The following is a 19364-nucleotide window of genomic DNA, read 5'->3' as shown; positions in this document are numbered from 1 at the left end:
AGGACCGTCCTGTGCAGCAAGGGCTTTAGGGGTTTGACCGTGACGGGCGGCGCAAAGTTACGCGTCGGCGCTTTCTTCATCCAGTAGACGAAGGGCGGCTTCACCTACCTTGCGTACGGAGGCTTCGATTTGCGGCGTTGGCCTGGCGGCGAAGTTCATGCGCAGGCAGTGGCGAAACTTGCCCGAGGCCGAAAAGATGCTGCCCACGGCAACCTGCACGCCCTGTTCCAGTAAAGCGCGGTTCAGCCGAAGCGTATCGAGATGTTCGGGTAGCTCCACCCACAGCATGAAGCCCCCCTGGGGCCGGCTGACCCGGGTGCCCGCCGGGAAATAGCGGGTCACCCAGTCGCTCATCAGGTCGCGGCCACGCTGGTACTGGCTGCGCATGCGCCGCACATGGGGCTGGTAGTACCCTCCGGCGATGAAGTCAGCGATGGCCAGCTGAGGCTGGCTGGCCGTACTCCCGGTGCTGATGTACTTCATGTGCAGTACTCGTTCCAGATAGCGCCCGGGCGCCACCCAGCCGATCCGCAGGCCGGGTGCGAGGGTTTTAGAGAACGAACTACAGAGCAGCACGCGGCCATCGTCGTCGAACGATTTGAGGGTGCGTGGGCGGGGGTAGGTATACGCCAGGTCGCCGTACACATCATCTTCCAGTATCGCCACGTCATAGCGTTGGGCCAGGCTCAGCAGGGCCTTCTTGCGTGCCTCGGGCATGATGTAGCCCAGCGGGTTGTTGCAGCTTGGGGTGATCTGGATGAGTTTGATCGGCCACTGCTCCAGGGCCAGCTCAAGCGCTTCCAGGCTGATGCCGGTGACCGGGTCGGTGGGGATTTCCAGCGCTTTCATGCCCAAGCCCTTGAGGGTTTGCATGGCGCCGTGGAAGCTGGGCGAGTCGACCGCGACGATGTCGCCTGGCTCGCAGACCGCGCGGATGCTGCAAGACAGCGCCTCATGGCAGCCGGTTGTGATCACCAGGTCGGCCGGCCCCAGTCGGCAGCCGGAGTCGAGCATCAGCCGGGCCACCTGTTCGCGCAGGGCCAGGTGGCCGTGGATGTTGTCGTAGTACAGGCCAGGCATGTCCTGGCGCCGGCTCAACTGGGCGAGGCTGCGCAGCAGCGGCTTCAGGGTAGGGCTGTCGATGTCGGGCATGCCGCGGCCGAGTTGCACCACATCCTGGCGCGGTGTGCTGCGCACCAGTTCCAGTACCTGTTCCCACTGCGAGATGTCCACCGGGCGCTGGGCCGGGCGGCTGACCGCAGGCAGGGCCGGCAGGTGACGGTGGTCGCTGACAAAGTAGCCGGACTTGGGCCGTGGCGAGACCATGCCGCTGTCTTCGAGCATGCGATAGGCCTGCTGCACGGTGCTCAGGCTGACCCCGTGCTCCTCACTCAGTGCGCGCACAGACGGCAGGCGCTGGCCGGGGCGATAGAGGCCCTGCTCGATGCGGGCGCCGAGTATTTCGGCGAGATTCAGGTAGAGGGTCACGGCATACTCCTGCGCTGCATTGGCATAGCGACCGGTACAGTTGGCCCGAAAATACAGCATTCAGTCGGCCGTCGGCCAATTCTGTATGGGAATAATAAGGCTGTATTGGATCTGTATTGCTGACGGTGCCGACGCGCATGCTTTCTCCACGGTAACAACTGAACGGGAGGATGCGGTGATGGGTGGCATGAGCGATGTGCGCTTGCAACTGTTGGCCAAGGAGCTGGAAGCCGGGCAGCAGGCCAAGGTGTTCAACGCGCCGGAGGGTTTGGGGCGTTGGGGGCTGATGCTGCATCGCTGGCATACCCGCAGGGCGTTGCTGCAGCTGACCGATGACGAGCTGCGCGATGTCGGGCTGAGCTCGGAGCAGGCCCGGATCGAAGGGCGGAAAGCCTTCTGGAAGGACTGACACGGTGGTCGCTGGAGGGCCTGTTGTGCCCCAGACTTGAAACTTGCACCGACCCTGTGGGAGCGGGCATGCCCGCGAAGCAGGCGTCGCGGAGGATGGCACGGGCTTCGCCCGTGTTCGCGGGCACGCCCGCTCCCACAGGGGGCTAGTCAGCTTTTAGATTTTAAGCAAGACAGTTGCTGCCACAAGGATGGGGACTTTCAGGCCAGCTCTTTCAGACGATGCCACAGCATCCCCAATGCCAGCAGTGGCGAGCGCAGGTGCTTGCCGCCAGGGAAGGTGATGTGAGGCACCTTGTTGAAAAGGTCGAAGCGCCCGCTTTCCTGGCCACTGATGGCTTCACCCAGCAGGCGCGCGGCCAGGTGGGTGGCGTTGAGCCCATGGCCAGAGTAGGCCTGGGCGTAATATACGTTCGGCTGGCAGGCCAAGCGGCCAACCTGTGGCAGGCGGTTGGCACCAATGCCGATCATGCCGCCCCACTGGTAGTCGATGCGCACGTCGGCAAGCTGCGGGAACACCTTGAGCATCTTCGGCCGCATGTAGGCGGCGATGTCCTTCGGGTCGCGGCCTGAATAGTGGCAGGCACCGCCAAACAGCAGGCGGTGGTCGGCGGACAGGCGGTAGTAGTCCAGCGCCACGCGCTGGTCACACACCGCCATGTTCTGCGGCAGCAATGCGCGTGCGCGTTCTTCGCCCAGCGGCTCGGTGGCAATGATGTAGCTGCCGGCCGGCAGCACCTTGCCGCCCAGTTCGCGGTTGAGGTCGTTGTGGTAGGCGTTGCAGCACAGTACCAGGGTCTTGGCGCGTACTCGGCCTTGTGCGGTATGTACCTGCACTTCAGGGCCATAGTCTATGCGGGTAACCTCGGACTGCTCGAACAGCTTCACGCCCAGACGGCTGGCCACGGCCGCTTCACCCAGCGCCAGGTTGAGCGGGTGCAAGTGCCCAGAGCCCATGTCGATCAGCCCGCCCACATAGCAATCGGCGCCGACCACGCTGTGGATATCGTCCTTGCCGACCAGCCGCAGCTCATGCGCATAGCCTAGGCTGCGCAGTTCCTCTGCGTCTTCGGCAAAGCCCAGCAGCTCGGCGGGTTTGTTGGCCAGGTCGCAGTAGCCCCAGGCCAGGTCGCAGGCGATGGCATGCTTTTCCACCCGCTCGCGCACGATCTGTACGGCCTCCAGGCCCATCACCTTCAGGGTGCGCACGCCTTCCTCGCCGATGACCGGGAGAAACTGCTCCAGGCCGTGGCCGACCCCACGGATCAGTTGCCCGCCATTGCGCCCACTGGCGCCCCAGCCAAGTTTGCGCGCTTCCAGCAGGATGACCGAGAAACCACGCTCGGCCAGCTCGATGGCGGTGTTCAGGCCCGAGTAACCGCCGCCGATGATGCACACGTCGGCGTTGTGTTCGCCTTGCAGGAAGGCGTGGTCAGGGTGTGGCGCGCTGCTGGCGGCGTAATAGGAGGCGGCGTGCTGCGCGCTGTGGATCATCGGGGCGGCCCTGAAAATTGGAGGGGGGACGAGGATAAGCTTTGCCATCGCGGCCGGGCAACCAGCGAGGGCTGCATCCTCGTTCGCGGGTGGAGCCGCGAATAAGCCTATAATCCAATCACTTTTGTCAGCTTGTATCCCGTCATGTCCTGTAACCGCCACAAGATCCACTTCCTGCGCGAACTCATCCCTTCATTCGAGTGCGAGCCCGGCTGCCATGACTGCTGCGGCCCGGTCACCACCTCGGCGGAGGAAATGGCCCGCCTGCCGCGCAAGTCCCAGGCGGAGCAGGACGCTGCTCTGGAGCGCCTGGACTGCGTGCACCTGGGCCCCAACGGCTGCACGGTGTATGAAGAGCGGCCGATGATATGCCGGCTGTTCGGTACCACCCCGCGCATGGCCTGCCCGCGTGGTCGTGGCCCTGAACCGATGATCGATCCTGCCGCTGAACAGTTGGTCCACCAATTCATTGCCACCACCCGCCAGGTGCTGGTCTAGCCTCAGTCCGGGATCGGCAGGCAGAGGCTTTCCTTCACCTCTTCCATCACGATGTAGCTCTTCGATTCGCGCACGTGCGGCAGTTTCAGCAGGATGTCCCCGAGCAGCTTGCGGTACGAGGCCATTTCCGAAATACGCGCTTTTACCAGATAGTCGAAGTCGCCCGATACCAGGTGGCATTCCAGCACGTGGGGCAGCTTCAAGACCGCGCGGCGGAACTCCTCGAAGGTGTCGCCCGACTTGTAGTCCAGGCTGATTTCCACGAACACCAGCAGGCTGCCTTTGAGGTGCTGCGGGTTCAGGCGGGCGTTGTAGCCCATGATGATGCCCTCGCGCTCCAGGCGGCGAACCCGCTCGGTGCAAGGGGTGGTGGACAGCCCAACTTTCTCGCCCAGTTCGGTGAAGGAAATACGCCCGTCATTCTGCAGGATACGCAGGATGTTACGGTCGATCTTGTCCAGTTCACGCTTGGTCTGGTGCTGGGTTCTCATAGGGGATGCCCCTCCGTGAAAGGCGTTTTTGCCGAGAATTCTCGCCAATAATAGGCTTTTATATAGTGAATTGCACTGGTCTCAAATTCCTATACTGCGCTCATTCATGCCATTTCAATAAAAGTGTGCGGCGCGCCGCGTGTGAGGGATAAAACGATGCGAGTTCTGGTACTTGGTAGCGGTGTAATCGGAACCGCCAGTGCCTACTACCTGGCCCGGCAAGGTTTCGAAGTCACGGTGGTCGACCGCCAGCCGGCGGTGGCCATGGAAACCAGCTTTGCCAACGCCGGCCAGATCTCGCCCGGCTATGCCTCGCCCTGGGCTGCCCCAGGTGTACCGCTCAAAGCCATCAAATGGCTGCTGGAGCGTCACGCCCCCTTGGCCATCAAGCTCACGGGCGACGTCGATCAGTACCTGTGGATGGCACAGATGCTGCGCAACTGCACCGCCAGCCGTTACGCGGTGAACAAGGAGCGTATGGTGCGCCTGTCCGAGTACAGCCGTGACTGCCTCGACGAGCTGCGCGCCGAAACCGGCATCAACTACGAAAACCGCAGCCTGGGCACCACCCAGCTGTTCCGCACCCAGGCCCAGGTCGATGCAGCGGCCAAGGACATTGCCGTACTCGAACAGTCCGGTGTGCCCTACGAGCTGCTCGATCGCGACGGCATTGCCCGCGTCGAACCCGCCCTGGCCGGCGTGAAAGATATCCTGGCCGGCGCCCTGCGTTTGCCGAACGACCAGACTGGCGACTGTCAGCTGTTTACCACCAAGCTCGCCGACATGGCGTTGAAGCTGGGCGTGGAGTTCCGCTTCGGCCAGGATATCCAGCGCCTGGACTTCGCCGGTGACCGCATCAATGGCGTATGGATCGACGGCAAGCTGGAGACGGCAGACCGCTATGTGCTGGCGCTGGGCAGCTACTCGCCACAGATGCTCAAGCCACTGGGCATCAAGGCCCCGGTGTACCCGCTGAAAGGTTATTCGCTGACCGTGCCGATCACCAACAGCGACATGGCCCCGACTTCGACCATTCTCGACGAGACCTACAAGGTTGCCATCACCCGTTTCGACAACCGCATCCGCGTTGGGGGCATGGCTGAAATCGCCGGTTTTGACCTGTCGCTGAACCCGCGCCGGCGCGAAACGCTGGAGATGATCGTCAACGACCTTTATCCTCGCGGCGGTGATCTGAGCCAGGCCAGCTTCTGGACCGGCTTGCGCCCGGCGACCCCGGACGGTACGCCGATCGTGGGTGCCACGGCGTTCCGCAACCTGTTCCTGAACACCGGTCACGGTACCTTGGGCTGGACCATGGCGTGCGGTTCCGGTCGCTTGCTGGCCGACCTGATTGCGCGCAAGAAGCCGCAGATCAGTGCCGAAGGCCTGGATATTTCCCGTTATGGCAATAGCCGGGAAGTGGCCAAGCACGGGCAAAGCGCGCCGGCTCACCAGCAGTAACAGCCTGTGCCGGCCCATTCGCGGGCTTGCCCGCTCCCACAGAAACACCACAGCTTTTGAAAGCTGTGCACTACTTGTGGGAGCGGGCAAGCCCGCGAAGAATCCACCACCGATTTCAACCCGAACACCATAAGGCAGCCGCCATGCGTCCCGCCCGCGCCCTGATCGACCTCCAGGCCCTGCGCCACAACTACCGTCTGGCCCGTGAACTGACGGGTGCCAAAGCCCTCGCCGTGATCAAGGCCGACGCCTATGGCCACGGCGCCGTGCGCTGCGCCCTGGCCCTGGAGGCCGAAGCCGACGGCTTTGCCGTGGCCTGCATCGAAGAGGCGCTGGAGCTGCGCGCTGCCGGTATCAAAGCCCCGGTGCTGCTGCTGGAAGGTTTTTTCGAAGCCAGCGAACTGGCGCTGATCGCCGAGCACGACCTGTGGTGCGTGGTGCACTCGCTGTGGCAGCTGGAAGCCATCGAGAAAACCCCGCTGCACAAGCCGCTCACCGTCTGGCTGAAGCTGGACAGTGGCATGCACCGCGTTGGCCTGCACCCCAAGGACTACCACGACGCCTACCAGCGACTGTTGGCCAGTGGCAAGGTTTCGCGCATCGTGTTGATGAGCCACTTCGCTCGCGCCGACGAACTGGACGCTGACGCCACCTCCCAGCAGATCGCCGTGTTCGAAGCTGCCCGACAGGGCCTGGCCGCTGAATGCAGCCTGCGTAACTCGCCCGGCGTGCTGGGCTGGCCGCAAGCGCCCAGCGACTGGGTGCGCCCAGGCCTGATGCTGTACGGCGCCACGCCGTTCGAAGTGGCGCAGGCCGAGGCCGCACGCCTGCAACCGGTGATGACCCTGCAATCGCGGGTGATCAGCGTGCGTGAGCTACCTGCCGGCGAGCCGGTGGGCTATGGTGCCAAGTTCGTCAGCCCTCGGCCGACCCGCGTGGGTGTGGTAGCCATGGGCTATGCCGATGGCTACCCGCGCCAGGCGCCCAACGGCACTCCGGTGCTGGTCGCCGGCAATCGCACCCAGCTGATCGGCCGGGTGTCGATGGACATGCTCAGCATCGACCTCACCGACGTACCGGAAGCCGCTGTCGGCAGCCCGGTAGAACTATGGGGCAAGCAGGTGCTGGCCAGTGAGGTGGCCGCGCATGCGGGCACCATTCCGTACCAGATCTTCTGCAACCTGAAGCGAGTACCACGGGACTACATCGGCGAATGACACGCTGAAGCGGACAGGTTGGGGGCGGTGTGTTGTAAATACTGAACGGCATTGCCATGATATCGTTCACATCCACCCCCTTCCCACTGTTCCAGGAGGCTCCAGCTTTGGACGTCGGCGAACGACTGCAAGCCATCCGCAAGCTCAAGGGCCTGTCCCAGCGCGAACTCGCCAAGCGTGCTGGCGTGACCAACAGCACCATCTCGATGATCGAGAAGAACAGCGTAAGCCCCTCTATCAGCTCGCTGCGCAAAGTGCTGAGCGGCATTCCCATGTCCATGGTCGAATTCTTTTCGGTCGAGCTGGAGCCCGAAAGCCCCACTCAGATCGTCTACAAGGCCCACGAGCTGATCGATATCTCGGATGGAGCGGTAACCATGAAGCTGGTTGGTAAGTCGCACCCCAACCGCGCAATCGCTTTTCTGACCGAGGTGTACCCGCCAGGCGCGGACACCGGTGCCGAGATGCTTACCCACGACGGCGAGGAGACCGGTATCCTGCTTGAAGGCCGCCTGGAACTGGTGGTCGGCAACGAGATTTTCGTTCTCGAAGAGGGCGACAGCTACTACTTCGAAAGCACCCGCCCGCACCGCTTTCGCAACCCGTTCGACCAGCCGGCGCGGCTGATCAGTGCGGCGACGCCTTCAAACTTTTGATCCAGCGCAGTGCATTGAGTCGGCAATACCCCTTTCCTGTGTGGGGTCGTTTCACGGCCTCTGGGTTCCCGCTATACTTTTCAACGCTCGCCGATCCGTGGCCGCGAGCGTGATTAGCCACCATGAGGGTGTTCGCGTGAATCAAATCAAGAAGATGCTGGCCGTACCAGCAGCCGTATTCGCCCTCTGGGCAATGAGCGCAACCGCTGCGACCAATGACGACATCGCCAAACGCCTGGAACCGGTTGGCCAGGTGTGCGTCCAGGGCCAAGAGTGCAAAGGCATGGAAGTGGCCGCTGCAGCGGGTGGCGGGGGAGCCAAGACGCCGGATGAAATCATCGCCAAGCACTGCAATGCCTGCCATGGCAGCGGGTTGCTCGGCGCGCCTAAAATTGGTGACACCGCCGCGTGGAAAGAACGCGCCGACCACCAGGGCGGCCTGGATGGCATCCTGGCCAAGGCCATTACCGGCATCAACGCCATGCCGCCAAAGGGCACCTGTGCAGACTGTACGGATGAAGACCTGAAAGGGGCGATCAAGAAAATGTCCGGGCTGTGATTTACAGCTGAATTGCATGAGGCCCGCCGTTAATGGCGGGCTTTGTTTTTTGTTGTCTCGGCCTCTTCGCGGGCACGCCCGCTCCCAAAGGTACTCCGCAGGACCTGAAGGTTGTGTTAATCCTGTGGGAGCGGGCTTGCCCGCGAAAGGGCCGGTACAGGCAACCAATTACTTCAGCCCTATGTCCAACCCCTGAACCCGTGGATGTTTCAGGAGGCCCAGATGCACCTCTGCTCCATCGACCAGGCTGTCGAGCAGGTCTTGTCCCGGCTGCCAACCCATATCCATATGGGCCTGCCTTTGGGTCTGGGGAAACCCAACGCCTTCGTCAACGCGCTTTACGCCCGCGTACGCGAGCTGCCCGAACGGCGCCTGACCATCTATACCGCACTTTCCCTCGGCCGCCCGCCACTGGGCGATGGCCTGCAGCGGCGCTTTCTCGAACCCTTCGTCGAGCGAGTGTTCGCGGACTACGAAGAGCTCAGCTACCTCGCAGACCTGCGCAACGACAGCCTGCCGCCCAACATCCGTGTCGAACAGTTCTTCATGCAGCCCGGTAGCCTGCTGCACAGCGAATCGGCGCAGCAGGACTACGTCAGCAGCAACTACAGCCACGCCGCACGCGATATCAACGCCAAGGGCCTGAACCTGATCGCCCAGTTGGTCGCCGCCACCCCTGAAAAGCCCGTGCACCTGAGCCTGGCCTGCAACCCAGACATCACCCTCGACCTGCTGCCGATGATTGCCAAGCGGCGCGCGGCTGGCGAAACCATCCTCATGCTGGGCCAGGTGCATGCCGAACTGCCCTATATGCCAGGCGATTCGGAACTGAGCATGGAGGCATTCGACCTGCTGATTGATGAAGCGGAGCAGCGACGGCTGTTCTCTACGCCGAACATGCCGGTCGGCATCCAGGACCACTGCATTGGCTTGCACGCCAGCACGTTGGTGCGCGATGGCGGCACCCTGCAGATCGGCATCGGGGCCATGGGTGATGCAGTTGCCGCCGCGTTGCTGGCTCGCCAAGGTGACAACGCAGGCTACCGAGCCGTGCTTGATGAGCTGGATGTTGGCCCCTGGCATGCGCTGATCGAACGCGAAGGGGGGCTAGGGACGTTTGCCCAAGGCCTGTACGGCTGCAGCGAGATGTTCGTCAATGGCCTGCTGGTGCTGGCCGAAGCAGGGTTGCTACGACGCCCGGCGGACGAGCAGGGCGCAATACTGCATGGCGGCTTTTTCCTCGGCCCGCAAGCGTTCTATCAGCGCTTGCGCGAGATGCCGCTGGAGCAGCGCGCACATTTTGCCATGACCCGCATCAGCTTCATCAACGAGCTATATGGGCAGGAGGAACTCAAGCGCCGCCAACGCCGTGATGCGCGGTTTATCAACACTGCGTTTGCCATGACCTTGCTCGGCGCCGGGGTGGCTGATCAACTTGAAGACGGCCGTGTGCTCAGCGGCGTGGGCGGGCAGTACAACTTTGTCGCCCAGGGCCATGCGCTGGAAGGTGCACGTTCGATTCTGCTTTTGCGCAGCTGGCGCGAGTCAGGCGGGGAGGTGACCTCAAACCTGTTCTGGACCTATGGCCACTGCACCATCCCCCGGCACCTGCGCGATATCGTGGTGACCGAGTACGGTATCGCTGACTTGCGTGGGCAGACCGACAGCGAGGTGATTGCGCGGTTGCTGGCAGTGAGCGATTCGCGGTTCCAGCAGGGGCTCATCGAGCAGGCAAAAGAGGCCGGCAAGCTGGCCAAGGGCTTTCAGCTGGACGCTCGCTTCACCGACAATACGCCGCAGCGGCTGGAAACGATCCGGACGCGGCATGCGCGGCTGTTCCCGGAGTATCCAATGGGCACGGACTTTACGGCCGAGGAGCGGGATCTGTTGCGGGCGCTGAACTGGTTGAAGAGCAAGTTCAAGCTGAGCGAGGTGCTGGAGCTGGGCAAGGCAGCGTTGGATGCACCGGGGCCGGAGGGGTATGAAAGCCACCTGGAGCGGATGCAGTTGGGGCAGCCGCAGGGGCTTAAAGAAGAACTTTACCAGCGCTTGTTGTTGGCGGGGCTGGCGGCAACCAGATAAAAGGGTTGCGGCCATTCGCGGGCATGCCCGCTCCCACAGGTACGGCACAGCGTTCGAGACCTGTGCTGCACCTGTGGGAGCGGGCGTGCCCGCGAAGCAGGTGTCGCGTTTACTCGATGAAGCTGACTACACCACCTTCCAGCGACTTCACCCGGGCCAGCGATTCAACGCGGTAGCCCTGGCTGTCCAGCTCGGCACGGCCGCCCTGGAACGACTTCTCGATCACAATGCCCAGGCCCGCCACGGTGGCGCCAGCCTGCTTGATGATCGAGATCAGCGCCTGCGAGGCCTTGCCGTTGGCCAGGAAGTCGTCGATCACCAGCACGCGGTCGCTGCTGTTGAGGTGACGCGGCGAAATGGCCACAGTGTTCTCGGTCTGCTTGGTGAAGGAATACACCGAGGCGGTCAGCAGGTTTTCGGTCAGGGTCAGCGACTGGTGCTTGCGAGCGAAGATGACCGGCACACCCAGTTTCAGACCGGTCATTACCGCTGGGGCAATGCCCGAGGCTTCGATGGTGACGATCTTGGTCACGCCGGCATCGGCGAACAGGCGGGCAAACTCGTCACCGATCAGCTGCATCAGCGCCGGATCGATCTGGTGGTTGAGAAACGCGTCGACTTTGAGAACCTGATCGGAAAGCACGATGCCTTCTTCGCGAATCTTCTGATGCAGTGCTTCCACTGTGATTTCCTCGATGTAGATAGTGGTCTGTATGGCCGATTTGTGAGCTCAAATCGGCCATACAAACCACCGTGGCCGCTAACAGCGGCAAAGTTAAAGAGTAATGGTTGATCAGCGTTTGAGCATTGCCCGGATATCGGCCAAGGCGTTGTTGCCGCGTGCGGCCTTCACCTCGACCGGCGCATCGTCCAGGCCCTCCCAGGCCAGGTCGTCCGGAGGCAGTTCGTCGAGGAACCGGCTGGGCGTGCAGTCGATGATTTCACCGTACTGCTTGCGCTTGGCGGCGAAGGTGAAGGCCAGGGTCTGGCGCGCGCGGGTGATGCCCACGTAGGCCAGGCGGCGTTCCTCTTCGATGGTGTCGGCCTCGATGCTGGAGCGGTGCGGGAGGATTTCCTCTTCCATGCCCATGATGAACACGTACGGGAACTCCAGGCCCTTGGAGGCATGCAGGGTCATCATCTGCACACCTTCGGCGTTCTCTTCTTCTTCCTGCTGGCGCTCGAGCATGTCGCGCAGCACCAGTTTGCCGATGGCGTCTTCGATGGTCATGTCACCCTCTTCGTCCTTCTCGAGGGTGTTTTTCAGTGCTTCCACCAGGAACCACACGTTGCTGATGCGGAACTCTGCGGCCTTGTCGCTGGCGGTCTGCTGGCGGATCCAGTTCTCGTAGTCGATGTCGCGGATCATCTCGTGCAGCGCGGCAATAGGATCTTCCAGGGCGACCTTGTGGCGTACCCCATCCAGCCAATGCTTGAAGCGCTGCAAGCGCTCGGTGTAGCGGGCGTCCAGATGCTCGCCCAGGCCCAGCTCCTCGCTGGCGGCGTACATCGATATACCGCGCTCAGTGGCGTAATTACCGAGCTTTTCCAGGGTGGTGGAGCCGATTTCCCGGCGCGGTACGTTGATCACACGCAGGTAGGCGTTGTCATCGTCCGGGTTCACCAGCAGGCGCAGGTAGGCCATCAGGTCCTTGACCTCCTGGCGGCCAAAGAAACTGTTACCACCCGACAGACGATACGGTACCTGGTGGTGCTGCAGCTTCAGTTCGATCAGCTTGGCCTGGTAGTTGCCGCGGTAGAGGATGGCGAAGTCGCTGTACGGGCGGTTGGTGCGCAGGTGCAAGGTGAGGATTTCCATGGCCACGCGTTCGGCCTCGGCTTCCTCGTTCTTGCAGCGGATCACGCGGATCTCGTCGCCCACGCCCATTTCGCTCCACAGCTGTTTCTCGAACGCATGCGGGTTGTTGGCGATCAACACGTTGGCACAGCGCAGGATGCGGCTGGTGGAGCGGTAGTTCTGCTCGAGCATGACGATCTTCAGGGAGGGGTAGTCCTCCTTGAGCAGCATCAGGTTCTCAGGGCGTGCACCACGCCAGGCGTAGATCGACTGGTCGTCGTCGCCTACCACGGTGAACTGGTTGCGCATGCCGATCAGCATCTTCACCAGCAGGTACTGGCTGGCGTTGGTGTCCTGATATTCGTCTACCAGCAGGTAGCGCACACGGTTTTGCCAGCGCTCCAGCACCTCGGGGTGCTCCTGGAACAGTTTGACCGGCAGCAGGATCAGGTCGTCGAAGTCCACCGCGTTGAACGCCTTGAGCGTGCGCTGATAGTGGGTGTAGACGATGGCTGCGGTCTGCTCGCGTGGGTTGCGCGCTTTTTCCAGGGCCTCTGGTGGCAGGATAAGGTCGTTCTTCCAGGCACCGATCATGTTCTTGATCTCGTCGATGCCGTCGTCGCCGGAGTATTCCTTCTGCATGATGTCCGACAGCAGCGCTTTGATGTCAGACTCGTCGAAGATCGAGAAACCCGGCTTGTAGCCCAGGCGCTCGTGTTCCTTGCGGATGATGTTCAGGCCAAGGTTGTGGAACGTACACACGGTCAGGCCACGGCCTTCCCCCGGGCGCAGCAAGGTGGCAACCCGCTCCTTCATCTCGCGCGCGGCCTTGTTGGTAAAGGTCATCGCCACGATGTACTGGGCGCGGATGCCGCAGTTCTGGATGAGGTGGGCAATCTTGCGCGTGATCACGCTGGTCTTGCCCGAACCTGCACCGGCGAGCACCAAAAGAGGGCCGCCGACATAGTCACGGGCTTCCTGCTGCCGGGGATTGAGTCGGGACATGCTAGAAACCGGGGGTCGCCAGAAAATAGCCGCGCATTCTAACAGGCATGGGGCCGTTGTGGCGCGACCGTCTGACGTCTGAGTCAGACTTTATGTCCGTCTCACTATTAGTGCCACTAATGCTAGTAGCTGAAAAAATCATATTTGCCGGTTTGTGCTGTTTCGCGCAGGATGCACGACAAAATACGTCGGGATGCTACACCCGAAAAACATGTATAAAATTGAAAATCATTTTCATTGAATACAGTGGCATACCCGCCAGTCTCGTTGCACCGTGAAGCCCTAAGGAGCCCGCTTGTCCACGCCTGTCGAACCTCTGCGTTTGCTGCTGTTGGCCGATGAGCCGGAATGGGCCGCCTTGTTGCACGCCTGCATGCCTGCACTGGGTGGCAGCGCCGTGCTACTGACTGCGCCAAACTGGGAGGCGGTCGACAGCCTGTTCAGTCATGATCGCCAGGCCGTCGTGCTGGCAACGCCAGGCTTGCAGCCCGCCCCCGGGCGTTGCGAGCTGCCGACCATCCTGCTGCTTGACCACGAGCCTGAGGCGGCGCCCAGCGCTGTCAGCGACTGGCTGGTACGCGATCAGCTCAACGCCGATAACCTGCGCCGCTCACTGCGCCATGTGCGAGAGCGCGGTGTGCTGGTCGCCACCTTGCAGCGCCTGGCCGAGCAGGACCCGCTGACCGGCATCGCCAACCGCCAGGGCTTCCAGGCTTTGCTCAATGCGCGCCTGGCCGAAAACGACGGCCGTGGTGTTGCGCTTGGCCACCTGGACCTGGACAACTTCCGCCACGTCAACGACGCCCTCGGCCACCAGTGCGGTGACCGGTTGATCCTGCAGGTGGTGGCACGGCTGAAGCATCAGCTGGAAGCGGGCGACCAGTTGGCGCGCCTGGGCAGCGACGAGTTCGCCCTGCTGATCGATACCCGCCGAGATGCCAACCGCGCCGAATGGATGGCCGAACGCATCGTCGAGGCCTTGGCCGAACCTTACTGGATCGACGGCGAAAGCCTGTTGCTGGGCTGCAGCCTGGGCCTGGCCCATGCTCGCGCACAGAGCGGCGCCGATCCGCTGATGTGGCACGCGCATATCGCCATGCGTCAGGCCAAGAGCAGCCAGGGCTGCACCTTCCATGTGTTCAACGAGCGCATCAACCGCAACGCCCGCAGCCTTGCCGACCTGGAAGGCGAATTGCGCCGCGCCCTGCGCCGCGACGAGCTGGAGCTGCACTATCAGCCCCGCCTTAACCTGGCCGACGGGCGCATTGTTGGCCTGGAGGCGCTGGTGCGCTGGCGCCATGCCGAGCGCGGGCTGCTGCCGCCCAGCGAGTTCGTGCCACTGGCCGAGCAGAGCGGCCTGATCGTGCCCTTGGGCTACTGGGTTATTTCCCGTGCCCTGCGTGACATGCAGGCACTGTGCGAGCGCGGTCTGGAACCGCTGCACATGGCGGTCAACCTGAGCTTCCGTCAGTTTCAGGACAGCCAGCTACTGGCCACCTTGAGTCGCCTGATCCTTGAGCACGGTGTGGATGCCCGCTGGCTTGAGTTCGAGCTGACCGAGACGGCGGTGATGCGCCGCAACGAGGTGGTGCGCCAGACCATGGACGCGCTGGGTCGCCTGGGCGTGCGCTTCTCGCTCGATGATTTCGGCACCGGGTTTTCTTCGTTCGTGCACCTCAACAGCTTGCCGATCGCCTTGCTCAAGGTGGACCGCAGCTTTGTTGCGGAAATGGAAATGCGTGAAGAGAACCGCAAGCTGGTGCACGCCATGATCAACCTGGCACACAACCTCAGCCTTGAGGTAGTGGCCGAGGGGGTGGAGAGTGAAGAGCAGCTGGCGTTGTTGCGCGGGTTTGGCTGCGACCAGGTGCAAGGTTTCCTGGTCAGCAAACCGCTACCGATAGAGGAATTGATGGCGTATTTGCTGCAGGCGCCCGGCCGCCAGTTGGAGGCTGTCCTTTAGGGCCCTTTCGCGGGCACGCCCGCTCCCACAGGGTCCGCGCAGTTTTGAGCCTGCGCAATCCTGTAGGAGCGGGTTTACCCGCGAAGAGGCCCGCAAGTCAGGCCGAAGCCATCGCCTTTCCGGCAGCCCCCGCCTTCCCCAGCAACCGCTTCATCCGCCATTCAAAGCCAAAGGTCAGCGCCACCGCCGCGCACGCCAGCCCAAGCGCCAGCCCCCACCAGATCCCTACTGCACCACTGCCCAGGGTAAAGGTGAACAACCAGGCGCTAGGCGCCCCCACCAGCCAATAGCACACCAGCCCGATCAGGAAGGTGGTCTTGGCATCTTTCAGCCCACGGATCGAGCCCATGGCAATCGTCTGCATGCCGTCGAACAGTTCGAACCACGCCGCCACCATCAACAACTGCACGGCCACCTGGAAGATCGCGGCAAAGGCCGGGTCATTACGGTCGATAAACAGCCCCACCAGCGCTTCGGGCAGCAGCAGGAACAGGGCGGCGAAGGCAAACATGATCATTGCCCCGAACCCGATGCCCACCCGCCCGGCGCTGCGTGCCGCCAGCAGGTTGCCAGCGCCGTAGTACAGGCCTACGCGCATGGTTACTGCGTACGACAACCCGGTCGGCACCATGAACGCCGTGGACACGATCTGCAGGGCAATCTGGTGCGCCGCCAGCTCGGTGCTGCCCAGTACGCCCATGCACAGCGCGGCAAAGGCGAACAGGCCCACTTCCACCATGTAGGTACCGCCAATCGGCAGGCCCAGCCGCCACAGTTCGCGCAGGGCCGCCAGTGATGGGCGTGACAGGCCCTTGCGCAGCGGGTAGGCGGCATAGGCCGGGTGCCAGCGGATGTACAACGCCAGCGCGATGGCCATGCCCATCGACACCACCGCAGTGACCAGTCCGATACCCATCAGCCCAAGCTTGGGCAGGCCGAACATGCCTTCGATCAGCGCCACGTTGAACAGGTAGTTGAGTACCGTGCCGAACAGGCTGATGACCATCACCGGGGTCGAGCGGCCCAGCGCGCTGGTGAAGCCACGCAAGGCCATGAAGGTCAGATAGCCGGGCAGGGCCAGCGGCAGCAGGGTAAGGAATTGCGCAGCCGACGCCACGTTCTCGGGCTTTTGCCCGAACAGCAGCAGCACCGGTTCAAGGTTCCACAGCACCAGCGCGGCGAACAACGCCAGGCCCCAGGCCAGCCACAGGCCGTTCTGCGCCAGGCGCGTGGCGCCTTCGATGTCGTTGGCGCCCTTGCGAATCGCTACCAGGGTGCCGACTGCGGCGATCACGCCCAGGCAGAAGATCGATACGAACGAATAGCTGGCTGCCCCCAAGCCACCACCCGCCAAAGCCTGAGGGCTGATGCGGGCCATCATCAGGGTGTCGGTCAGCACCATCAGCATGTGCGCCAACTGCGAGGCAATCAGCGGCCCGGCCAGGCGCAGCAAAGCCTTGAGTTCTGTGGTGGGCGCGACGTGCATGGGGCAGTCCTTCATTCTGGGTGATCAACGAACGGCGATTCTGAGGCTTCGGTCAACTTTGCACAAAAGGATAAAAACGATAGTTGGCATGAGTTGAACTCATGTATATAGGTTTCTCGCTGATTTGCTTCACACGCCCATATTGCAGGAGCCTCATGCCACGCCAGCTACCACCGCTGTATGCCCTGCGCGCATTCGAAGCTGCCGCGCGGCTAAGCTCCTTCACCCGTGCGGGCGAAGAGCTTTCTATCACCCAAAGCGCCATCAGCCGGCATATCCGTACGTTGGAAGAGCATTTTGCCTGCCGCCTGTTCGTGCGCAGTGGCCGCAGCCTGCAACTTACCGAAGCGGGGCGGGTACTGCTGCCGGGCGTGCGCGAGGGCTTTGCGGCGTTTGAGCGGGCCTGCGAAACCTTGTGTGGTGAAGACGACATACTGCGTATGAAAGCCCCCTCGACCTTGACCATGCGCTGGTTGCTGGCGTGCCTTAGCCGCTTTCGCCACCTGCAGCCGGGCAATGAGGTGCAACTGACCAGTGCCTGGATGGATGTCGACCATGTGGACTTCAACCAGGAGCCGTTCGATTGCGCGGTTTTGCTCAGTGACGGGGTGTTCCCGGCGGAGTGGGAGGTACGCAAGCTGTTCCCTGAGTTACTGATCCCGGTCGGTGCGCCGGACCTGCTCGACGAGGAGCCCTGGGATGTGTGTAGGCTGGCCTCTGTCGAACTGCTACACCCCACCTTGGACAAGCGTGACTGGCGGGAATGGCTGGAGCGTATGGGGCTTGGCGACAAGGTGTCGCTCAAGGGTGGCCAGGTGTTCGACACCCTGGAGCTGGGCATGATTGCTGCGGCGCGTGGCTACGGAATATCCATGGGCGATTTGCTGATGGTGGCCGAAGATGTGGCGCAGAAACGCTTGAGCCTGCCATGGCCGATAGCGGTGCCCAGCGGCATGGATTACTACCTGGTGTGGCCGCGTACACGCCCGGGTGGCGAGCGTTTGCGGCGATTGAGTGCGTTTCTGGAAGACGAGGTGGCGGCGATGGATTTGCCGGATGTGGAAATCCTGCCGCGTCTTTGATCATCTGCACCGGCCTCTTCGCGGGCTCGCCCGCTCCCACAGGTCTATCGTATGTCTTGACCTGACACGGTACCTGTGGGAGCGGGCAAGCCCGCGAAGAGGCCGCTCCCACAGGTCTATCGTATGCCTTGGCCCGACACGGTACCTGTGGGGAGCGGGCAAGCCCGCGAAGAGGCCGCTCCGACAGGTCTATCGTATGCCTTGGCCCGACACGGTACCTGTGGGAGCGGGCTTGCCCGCGAAGAGGCCGGTACAGTTTTATATCGAACCCAGGTTCAACGCCTGTGCACAGGCCTCCAGCGACCGGCGCTCGCTTTGCGCATACAGCGCCAGCTCATCCTGTACCTGCAACCCCAGCGCGGCTTCGAACGCTTCGCGGTTGGCGTTGCTGCCGTATTCGGCCTGCGCATCGTCGCCCAGGTTGGACTGGAAGATCCCCGCCGCACTCACCGGCAGGAAGTCCTCGTACACCAGCGCCTCGAAATGCACATGGCCCGCGTCGATCAGCCCTTGCAGGGTGGTCGGGCGGCCTTTCTGGTCGCGTGCGGCCAAGCCTTTCTCAGTGGCGAAGTAGCGGAAATATGCAAGACCTTGTTCGCGCATCTGCGCCAGGTCATCCGGGAACTCGGCAAAGTTTGCCTGCAGCAGCGCCATGTAACGCTCGGCATTGGCTTCGGCCGGAGCGCCACCCAGCGCAGCGCGGGTAGCGTCGAGCAACTTGTCGTAGAGCTGGCGACCTTTCGGCGTCAGCGCCGCGCCGCGTTGCTCGATTTCGCCAAAGCGTGCGGTGTGGCTGCCTTTGCTGCCTTGCTGGTCGATGAAGGCGACCGTTTCCTGCAGGGCCTTGAAGCTGGTCTGGCGCAGCAGGATCGGGTGGCGGCGGGTGGGCGGGCCTTCAACCACGGCCTTCGGCGGGATGCCCTTGGCCGGCATGCCGAGCTGGATTGCATCGATATCCAGGGTGCGCGGGGTCAGGTGGTTGATGTGCGGGCCCTTGAAGGCCACCACATCGGCGATCAGGCGGTGTTGGTCGTGCAGCTGCTGGTATTGCTCGGCCGTGACGGTAGCATCCTGGTGCCAGCGGAAGGTGTGCAGCGCCTCCTGCACGAACGTCTCTGCATCCGCGGCGTCAAGACCACCCTCGCGCTCACACTGGGCGATCAGTTCGAGGGCGCGGGCGGTGAAGATCTGGCGCTTGGCCAGGATGCCCTGTGCCAGCTCGCGCAACTGCGGGTTGTCGATCAGCTCCAGGCGCAGCAGCGAGGTGAACACACGGAACGGGCTGACATGCAGCGATTGCTCGTGCACCGCGCGGAAGGCGGTGGAATGCACCGGTACGCCAGCGGAGCTGAGGTCATAGTAGCCGACCGGCTGCATGCCCATGACCGCGAACAGGCGGGCGATGGTGGCCAGTTCTTCGGCGGTGCCGACGCGGATGGCGCCGTGGCGTTCCTGGTCCAGGCGCTCTATTTCGCCGGTCCAGCGCAGGGCCTCGGCCACTTCGGGTTGCTGGGCCATTACCTGCTGGTTGATTTCGCTCACCAGCTCCAGCAGCGTGCCGTACAGCGGCACTTCCTGTTTGTACATAAGCGACATGGCGGCAGAGAACTGCGCGCGGATGCTGTCTGGGCTGACGAAATCGTGGGCTGGCATCGCTAGCTTCCTGGTTGGGTTCG

The 19364-nt window shown here is 62.8% G+C and carries 16 protein-coding genes; 9 read left to right on the top strand and 7 right to left on the bottom strand.

The genetic code is table 11. The features are described 5' to 3' along the window. Positions 1-57: 57 nt before the first annotated feature. Positions 58-1488 (bottom strand): PLP-dependent aminotransferase family protein, encoded by a 1431-nt coding sequence (locus QCL51_RS24565; protein WP_162149606.1) that lies wholly within the window; start codon positions 1486-1488, stop codon positions 58-60. A 178-nt stretch (positions 1489-1666) separates the two neighbouring features. Here QCL51_RS24565 and QCL51_RS24560 point away from each other — a divergent pair, with 178 nt between their 5' ends. Next, complete coding sequence (locus QCL51_RS24560; RefSeq protein ID WP_021785233.1) at positions 1667-1897, top strand: DUF1127 domain-containing protein; 231 nt, start codon at positions 1667-1669, stop codon at positions 1895-1897. 200 nt (positions 1898-2097) lie between these two features. Here the strand turns inward: QCL51_RS24560 and QCL51_RS24555 are convergent, their stop codons facing one another. Further along, complete coding sequence (locus QCL51_RS24555) at positions 2098-3390, bottom strand: FAD-binding oxidoreductase (RefSeq protein ID WP_338444436.1); 1293 nt, start codon at positions 3388-3390, stop codon at positions 2098-2100. A gap of 144 nt (positions 3391-3534) precedes the next feature. Between QCL51_RS24555 and QCL51_RS24550 the strand changes: the two genes are divergently transcribed. After that, on the top strand, positions 3535-3888 hold the full coding sequence (locus tag QCL51_RS24550; protein WP_003253518.1) for a YkgJ family cysteine cluster protein: 354 nt from the start codon (positions 3535-3537) through the stop codon (positions 3886-3888). Positions 3889-3890: 2 nt separating this feature from the next. On the opposite strand, the gene QCL51_RS24545 is transcribed toward QCL51_RS24550, so the two are convergent. After that, on the bottom strand, positions 3891-4379 hold the full coding sequence (locus QCL51_RS24545) for an Lrp/AsnC ligand binding domain-containing protein (protein WP_003253520.1): 489 nt from the start codon (positions 4377-4379) through the stop codon (positions 3891-3893). 156 nt (positions 4380-4535) lie between these two features. Between QCL51_RS24545 and dadA the strand changes: the two genes are divergently transcribed. The 5 genes from dadA to QCL51_RS24520 all read left to right on the top strand — a co-directional run bounded on the left by dadA (position 4536) and on the right by QCL51_RS24520 (position 10354). After that, the gene (gene dadA / locus QCL51_RS24540; RefSeq protein ID WP_010955780.1) at positions 4536-5840 is read left to right on the top strand and encodes a D-amino acid dehydrogenase; all 1305 of its coding nucleotides are present in this window, start codon (positions 4536-4538) and stop codon (positions 5838-5840) included. A 143-nt stretch (positions 5841-5983) separates the two neighbouring features. Then, positions 5984-7057 carry an alanine racemase gene (alr, locus tag QCL51_RS24535; protein ID WP_103469571.1) on the top strand — a complete coding sequence of 358 codons (1074 nt, stop codon included), beginning with the start codon at positions 5984-5986 and terminating at the stop codon, positions 7055-7057. A 107-nt stretch (positions 7058-7164) separates the two neighbouring features. Next, positions 7165-7713 (top strand): cupin domain-containing protein, encoded by a 549-nt coding sequence (locus QCL51_RS24530; protein ID WP_021785230.1) that lies wholly within the window; start codon positions 7165-7167, stop codon positions 7711-7713. 154 nt (positions 7714-7867) lie between these two features. Then, on the top strand, positions 7868-8272 hold the full coding sequence (locus QCL51_RS24525; RefSeq protein ID WP_103469650.1) for a c-type cytochrome: 405 nt from the start codon (positions 7868-7870) through the stop codon (positions 8270-8272). 222 nt (positions 8273-8494) lie between these two features. After that, complete coding sequence (locus QCL51_RS24520; protein ID WP_103469573.1) at positions 8495-10354, top strand: acetyl-CoA hydrolase/transferase C-terminal domain-containing protein; 1860 nt, start codon at positions 8495-8497, stop codon at positions 10352-10354. Positions 10355-10463: 109 nt separating this feature from the next. Here QCL51_RS24520 and QCL51_RS24515 read toward each other — a convergent pair whose 3' ends face one another. Together QCL51_RS24515 and rep are read right to left on the bottom strand one after the other, a co-directional pair. Further along, positions 10464-11036, bottom strand: a complete 573-nt coding sequence (locus QCL51_RS24515; RefSeq protein WP_003253535.1) for a xanthine phosphoribosyltransferase — start codon at positions 11034-11036, stop codon at positions 10464-10466. A 111-nt stretch (positions 11037-11147) separates the two neighbouring features. Beyond that, positions 11148-13157 (bottom strand): DNA helicase Rep, encoded by a 2010-nt coding sequence (gene rep, locus QCL51_RS24510; RefSeq protein WP_021785228.1) that lies wholly within the window; start codon positions 13155-13157, stop codon positions 11148-11150. A 295-nt stretch (positions 13158-13452) separates the two neighbouring features. Here rep and QCL51_RS24505 point away from each other — a divergent pair, with 295 nt between their 5' ends. Continuing rightward, the gene (locus QCL51_RS24505) at positions 13453-15120 is read left to right on the top strand and encodes a bifunctional diguanylate cyclase/phosphodiesterase (RefSeq protein ID WP_021785227.1); all 1668 of its coding nucleotides are present in this window, start codon (positions 13453-13455) and stop codon (positions 15118-15120) included. Positions 15121-15217: 97 nt separating this feature from the next. On the opposite strand, the gene QCL51_RS24500 is transcribed toward QCL51_RS24505, so the two are convergent. Next, on the bottom strand, positions 15218-16606 hold the full coding sequence (locus QCL51_RS24500) for a NorM family multidrug efflux MATE transporter (protein ID WP_103463123.1): 1389 nt from the start codon (positions 16604-16606) through the stop codon (positions 15218-15220). Positions 16607-16761: 155 nt separating this feature from the next. Between QCL51_RS24500 and QCL51_RS24495 the strand changes: the two genes are divergently transcribed. Then, positions 16762-17688, top strand: coding sequence for a LysR substrate-binding domain-containing protein (locus QCL51_RS24495; RefSeq protein WP_021785225.1), 927 nt, complete (start codon positions 16762-16764; stop codon positions 17686-17688). 258 nt (positions 17689-17946) lie between these two features. On the opposite strand, the gene QCL51_RS24490 is transcribed toward QCL51_RS24495, so the two are convergent. After that, a complete protein-coding gene (locus QCL51_RS24490) occupies positions 17947-19341 on the bottom strand; it encodes a VOC family protein (RefSeq protein WP_021785224.1) in 1395 nt (464 codons plus the stop codon). Positions 19342-19364 lie beyond the last annotated feature (23 nt).

It is taken from the genome of Pseudomonas sp. LTR0 (assembly GCF_036630035.1).
GTDB classification, from domain to species: Bacteria; Pseudomonadota; Gammaproteobacteria; order Pseudomonadales; family Pseudomonadaceae; genus Aquipseudomonas; species Aquipseudomonas putida_Y.
This window is presented reverse-complemented; position numbering and strand designations above follow the sequence as displayed.